The sequence below is a fragment of the Pantoea sp. CTOTU49201 genome (assembly GCF_032054795.1).
GTDB lineage: Bacteria > Pseudomonadota > Gammaproteobacteria > Enterobacterales > Enterobacteriaceae > Pantoea > Pantoea symbiotica.
Genome location: NZ_DAMBSA010000294.1, coordinates 1 through 6249 on the forward strand (window position 1 = coordinate 1; position 6249 = coordinate 6249).

The window sequence follows — 6249 nt, forward strand, 5'->3', positions numbered from 1 at the left end:
TATGTGCCCGGTCTGATCTGTAACCCATCAGCCCGGTCATACCTTAATGCGCACCTGCATGCATTGATAGCCACAGGCGCGCCGCAATACCCAGCCCCGCCTCAAGCCGCACCGCCATTTCAGGGCTGACCGATGCTTTACCGCTGGCGACTTTGCTCAGCGCTGGTTTTTATTTTTCGCAGCGCACCACAGACTCAAGCCCTGAGAAAATCTACCGCTGGCGAAGTAACCGCTTCACGCTTGAATTACGCGCATGCCAATGCGATATTCAGGCCCTGATACGGCCACAGCTTAATAACATCCGGAGAACCTATGTCGAATGAAGAACGCGTAAACGAGCTGGAAGAAACGGTAAACCAGCTGCAGATTGAAGTCGCTGCCTTGCGCGAGTTAATGATTAAGCAGGTGGCGGTAAATAACATCACCTTTAAAGGGAAATATGATGAGGTGATTATTCAGCTGGCAAAAGAATATGAAGAGCGCGGCTTAGAGGACGAAAGGAATAGCCAGATGCACGAAGCGCTGCGTCAATATATCAAATACCAGCTGCCTGCCGTGGAATAAGCACAGGGTTATTTCTGCTCTTCTGGCAGCGAGGCGATATTCATTCCTTTCGCCCCATCACGCCCTTCACGCTTTGCCTGATACAAAGCATGATCGGCGTATTCCAGCAGTTTAACGGCGCTCACCGCCGCCGCCGTAACGGTGGTGGCGCAGCCGGCACTGAGCGTGACATGCCCAACGGGCGAAGAAACATGGGGAAGCTGCATCACCCTCACCGCTTCAACTACGCGGTTGGCAATGGTCATCCCTTCGCCAAATGAAGTATCCGGTAATATCAGCGCAAACTCCTCGCCGCCATAGCGCGCGGCCATATCTGAACGTCTTCCGGTGACAGACGCCAGCACCTCGCCGACCACTTTCAGGCATTTATCCCCGGCAATGTGACCATAGGTATCGTTGTAGTGTTTGAAGAAATCGATATCCATCATGATAAGCGAGAGCGGTTTGCCGCTTGCTGCCGCATTGGTTAACGCTTCACGCAGGAAACGATCAAATTCCCGGCGATTCGCCAGCCCGGTTAAGCCATCGACATGCGCGAGTTTGTTCAGCGTCAGGTTGGCGTTGTGCAGCTCGTCACGCAGCAGCGTCAGCTCCTGCTGATAGCGCAACACGCGGCGCGCCTGACGCAGCTGGAAGGTGCCGAGTAAGATGATGGTCAGCAGCAGAATGATGCTGAGCAGAATATCCTGCGCCCGACCGTTGACCCACACATGGAACAGATCGTCGCTGTTGTAACCCGCCGCCACAATAATCGGATAACGATCGGAACGGGCAAATCCAAAGATACGCGGTTGCCCATCCAACACCGATCGCCACTGCCCGCTGCCACGATCCATCTTAGCCAGCATCTCCTGAAACAGCGGGCTGGCCGAGAGATTCATACCTATGTAACTGTCTGGCATCGGACGCGCATAGAGCACTGTGCTATCGGCCAGCATTAACACCAGCACATCGCGTGCACCGATCTCATAGTAGCTGTAGAAGCGGCGGAAAAAATCCACCTTGATGGTGGCCAGCAACACGCCCTTAAATCCACCGCTGGCATCACTGACGCGCAGGGAAACGGGGATCACCAAATCGCCGGTGCTACGACTGGTGATCACCGGGCTAATATGCACGCTGTTACGATGGTTGCTGCGCTGAAAGGTGAAATATTCACGATCGGAGTTATTAATATTGTTGGGCACACGTTCAGCAGAGGTCGCAATCCACTTGCCCTCGGCATCGTAATAAAACAGTCCATGCAGTTGTGGCAGACGACGTTGCAGTTCGCGCATGGTGTTACTCAGGTCAGCGCCCTGAATATGTGTGGCCAGCTGCAATTGGAGATCACGCTGCATCTGCCGTAGCGACAGCTCCGTCTGCAGAAAGGTATCTTCCGCCTGACGCGACTGCGACAGCGCCAGATTCATCGCCGTTTGCTGCGTTTGTCGCACGGTGCCGAGCCAATCTTCGCGTAGCGTCCAGATGCTCATCCCCACCACGGTGATAATCAAAAAGAGACCGGACAGCACAATACTTTGCTGCAAACCCGCGTCAGATGTCGCCTTAGGATCCATTTTTCTTTTTAACGGCATGTTGTCCTCTGTTTTCAAGCTACAACAGAGTTAAGCATGTAATTGATGCCGCGCGTGAGAAGGCGGATATATTTCGGACCATCGATAACTCATATGACCAGTAACCAGATATTACTGTAGTATAGCTCTACCACACACAGTGGCTGCACTACGGCACGCGTTTACAACGAGATCATTTGGTAGTCATATCGACCAGCCCGCACAGTGCGGGCTTTTTTATTTGAGATGCAGGGAGAGCAGGACGGAGCAGAAAGCCCCGCCTAGAGGTTTTATGCTGCGACGGTCAGCGCTTTTTTACTGCGCGACCAGACGCGATGGGATGCCATCAACGCGAGGAAATCTGCCATAAAGCTGCCTTCGGCTTTCACCGCTTCCACCAGCCCTTCTTCGGTTTCATTATCCTGCACGTTGAACTGCGCTTTGAATCGGCGCGCATCACCGCTCAGACCAATGGCTTTGAGATGCTTGTACGCTTCCAGCAGGAAATAGCGCGCATCGCCGCTCAGCAGCAACGCATCAATATTGCCATCCGGCACAATCACCGCATCAAAGGTCAGCGAAGGAAGACCGGTAAAGGTGGCATCAACCGGCAGCACCGATCCGTCATCGGCCAGCACTTGCCCCATATGCGCCGCCAGGATTTTGGCATGCACGCCCTGCGCTTTTAGCGCCTGCAGAATCGCCAGCACGTCGGCCGCTTTTACGCCGTCACTCAACAGTAACGCGACCTGACGGCCTTTAATATCGCCGCTCGGTTGGGCGTAGAGACTGAGACTTTCGTCCTTTTGCAGTCCATTGACGTCCTTCGGTGGCGCGGTTTTCAGCTGCTCATCACTCAGCTTCAGACCGAGATTTTTCGCCACGCCCTGCGCCAGCGTGACATCAATCTGCAGCAGATGATCAACCACGCGTTCGCGGATATAAGGACGTGCCACCTTGCTGAGCTCAAACGAGTAAGCGCCAATAATGTGCTGCTGCTCTTCCGCCGTCTGGCTCAGCCAAAACAGCCGTGGCTGCGAATAATATTCGCCAAACGATGGGCTGCGCTCGCGCACCTTGCTGCCTTCAATGCGTTCCTGATAACTCTCAAATCCGCCCTGCTTCGCCGCTGGCGGCACTTCACGCGGCCAGTTGTTGTTGATGGAGTTCGGTTCGTAGTTGGCTGGATTGGTATCGATTTCCGTACGATGCATGCCTTGACGCTGGAAGTTGTGGTACGGGCAAACCGGACGATTGATCGGAATCTCGTGGAAGTTCGGCCCACCCAAACGGCTGATTTGCGTGTCGGTGTAGGAGAACAAACGGCCCTGCAGCAGCGGATCATTGCTGAAATCCAGCCCCGGCACGATGTGGCCCGGATGGAATGCGACCTGTTCGGTTTCGGCGAAGAAGTTGTCCGGATTACGGTTGAGCACCATTTTGCCGACCAGCTCAACCGGCACCAGCTCTTCCGGAATCAGTTTGGTGGCATCGAGAATGTCGAAATCGAACTTGAACTCATCCTCTTCCGGGATCAGCTGCAGACCCAGCTCATATTCCGGGAAATCGCCGGCTTCAATCGCTTCCCACAGATCGCGGCGATGGAAGTCAGGATCGCGGCCAGTCAGCTTCTGCGCTTCATCCCACAGCAGCGACGCTTTGCCCGCCACCGGTTTCCAGTGGAAACGCACGAAGGTGGATTTACCTTCGGCGTTAATCAGGCGGAAAGTATGGATACCGAAGCCTTCCATGGTGCGATAGCTGCGCGGGATGCCGCGATCCGACATCGCCCAGATGACGTTGTGCAGCGTTTCCGGTTGCAGCGACACATAATCCCAGAAAGTGTCATGCGCACTTTGCCCTTGCGGAATTTCGTTGTGCGGCTCGGGTTTCACCGCATGCACAAAGTCAGGGAATTTATGCGCATCCTGAATGAAAAACACCGGCGTGTTGTTGCCGACTAAATCAAATACGCCCTCATCGGTATAGAACTTGGTGGCGAATCCACGGATATCGCGCACGGTATCAGCCGATCCTGCGCCACCTTGCACGGTGGAAAAACGCACGAAGACGGGTGTGATTTTTTCGGCATCGCTGAGGAAGCCTGCTTTGGTCAGTTTTTCCAACGAGCGGTAGGGCTGGAAATAGCCGTGCGCCGCCGAACCGCGCGCATGAACGATACGCTCAGGAATGCGTTCGTGGTCAAAATGCGTGATTTTCTCGCGCATGATGAAGTCTTCAAGCAGCGTGGGACCGCGCGAACCGGCACGCAGCGAGTTCTGATCGTTGGCGATGCGTGTACCCTGATTGGTGGTCAGGTCGGCGTTTTCACCATTTTTACGGTACTCGTCGAGCTGCTCAAGCTTGCTGTTTTGCGTCGCGGGCGCTTTGAGGCTGCCAGGCGCAGTGGGCTGTTTGCCCGGCGGTGTAGGTTCGGCGGCAGGTTTATGTCCACCATCTTGCGGCGCTAAGTCACCTAAACCCGGCTCAGAGGTTTCTGGCCCTTTGTGCGGCGCGGTATGGGTTAAATTTTGCTCTTTTTTATCTTTCGACATTTCACATGCTCCTCCAGTTAAGACCCTATTAACTGTAGAGCAAAAAAAAATTTAAATTTCCGCTTCGCTTATAAATGATGTTTAAAGAGATGAATGGCGTTGATTTGCCGTGAAGTAAATTTAAGCGAAGCGTAATATATTTTTATACAGCTTTCACTTTCCGTACAAAATAAATACTTTTCATTCCCGATTAATTAGCCAGAGCTCTAACGTGTAAACAGACGTAATTGTGCCAGGATTAAACATCATGGATAAATAAATAGCGGGTGAAGAGATGAAGCAACGTGTTTTAGCGTCGTTATTAATGCTGTTAAGCGTGGGTGCCAGTGCGGCACAAGGCGGATTCGAGGCCGGAGAAAGCGCACCGCCACAAAGTAAACAGGATGCAGGCTACAAAGGTTCTGAAGACACGGGCCAAACGCCGATATCACGCATTCGTGATTTTCGTCAGGGCGGATATGTCACCTTAGAAGGTTACATCGTTAAAAAATTAAAAGATGAGAGTTACGAATTCCGGGATAATACGGGAACCATCACTCTTGATGCTAAGGCCGATGCTTTTAAAGGCAAAACGTATAAGGCTGACGACAAAATTCGCGTCAGCGGAAAAGTTTATGGACGAGGCGATACTACACATTTAAACGTAACGCGTATTGATGAGCCTTAATTAGCGGCGGCGTTACGCCGCTTGCCACTCCTTCACCAGCGTTTTGACCAATTCAGCAGCCGGCATTTCCCGCGCCAGAGCCGCGCCCTGTCCGGCCCACTGCGCGCCAAAGCCGTGTACGCCTTTGGCAGCCGCTGCGGCGGCAAGCGCTTTGCCTAACGCATAGGTGAGTGGATAAGGTGGAATGGATTCCTGCGCAAATTCGCGCGCCAGATGGCAAAAATCGTTGGTGAGACATCTTGCCGAGCGGCCAGAGATGGCGGCGATCATCTCAGTGCTGTTCGCCTGCTCGCTTTTCAGCGCCTGGCGATACGCCGCATTGGCAGCGGATTCCGGGCACAAGATAAACGCGGTGCCCAGCTGAACGCCCGCCGCGCCCAATTTGAGCATGGCGGCAATGCCTGCGCCATCCATTACGCCACCGGCGGCAATTACCGGCAGGCGTGAGATCTTGCCAATCGCTTGTACCAACGTGAAGGTGCTGAGCTGCTGATCGTCGCCTTGAGGATGGAATATCCCGCGATGCCCGCCCGCCTCAATGCCCTGCGCCACAATAAAATCGATCTCAGCGGCTTCAATCGCCTGGGCTTCGCGGATACTGGTGGCGCTCGCCAGCGTGATAATGCCGCGACTTTTCAAACGCTGCACGAAAACGGCGGACGGCAAACCAAAGTGGAAACTCACTGCGGCAGGTGCGGACTCCAGCAACACCTCCAGCATCGCGTCGTTATCGACAAACGTTTGGTAAATCTCTGACAGCGCATCCGGCGGAGTGGCTTTATAGCGAGCAAACACCGGCTGAAAGCGGGCAATCCACGCCTGTTCTAATTGCGGATTGCGTTGCACCGGCGCGTGGCAGAAGACGTTGACGTTGATCGGCGCGGAGGTCAGCGAAAGCGTTTTACGG

At 54.0% G+C, this 6249-nt stretch carries 5 protein-coding genes and 1 pseudogene; 2 read left to right on the forward strand and 4 right to left on the reverse strand.

Translation table 11 applies throughout. The annotated features are described in order from the left end of the window. Nucleotides 1–55: 55 nt before the first annotated feature. Nucleotides 56–163 (reverse strand): annotated as a pseudogene (locus RTY00_RS18040) (transcriptional regulator); the annotation flags it as partial. 149 nt (nt 164–312) lie between these two features. Here RTY00_RS18040 and RTY00_RS18045 point away from each other — a divergent pair. After that, a complete protein-coding gene (locus RTY00_RS18045; RefSeq protein ID WP_008102814.1) occupies nt 313–564 on the forward strand; it encodes a hypothetical protein in 252 nt (83 codons plus the stop codon). An 8-nt stretch (nt 565–572) separates the two neighbouring features. Here RTY00_RS18045 and RTY00_RS18050 read toward each other — a convergent pair whose 3' ends face one another. Both RTY00_RS18050 and katE read right to left on the reverse strand, forming a co-directional pair. Beyond that, entirely contained in the window at nt 573–2141 is a 1569-nt protein-coding gene (locus tag RTY00_RS18050; RefSeq protein ID WP_312665345.1) for a sensor domain-containing diguanylate cyclase, read from the reverse strand. Nucleotides 2142–2410: 269 nt separating this feature from the next. After that, the gene (gene katE / locus RTY00_RS18055; protein WP_312665346.1) at nt 2411–4675 is read right to left on the reverse strand and encodes a catalase HPII; all 2265 of its coding nucleotides are present in this window, start codon (nt 4673–4675) and stop codon (nt 2411–2413) included. Nucleotides 4676–4949: 274 nt separating this feature from the next. Here katE and RTY00_RS18060 point away from each other — a divergent pair, with 274 nt between their 5' ends. After that, entirely contained in the window at nt 4950–5342 is a 393-nt protein-coding gene (locus RTY00_RS18060; RefSeq protein ID WP_312665347.1) for a NirD/YgiW/YdeI family stress tolerance protein, read from the forward strand. A gap of 12 nt (nt 5343–5354) precedes the next feature. Here the strand turns inward: RTY00_RS18060 and RTY00_RS18065 are convergent. Then, a partial coding sequence (locus RTY00_RS18065; RefSeq protein ID WP_312665348.1) for a nitronate monooxygenase occupies nt 5355–6249 on the reverse strand: 895 nt, incomplete at its 5' end.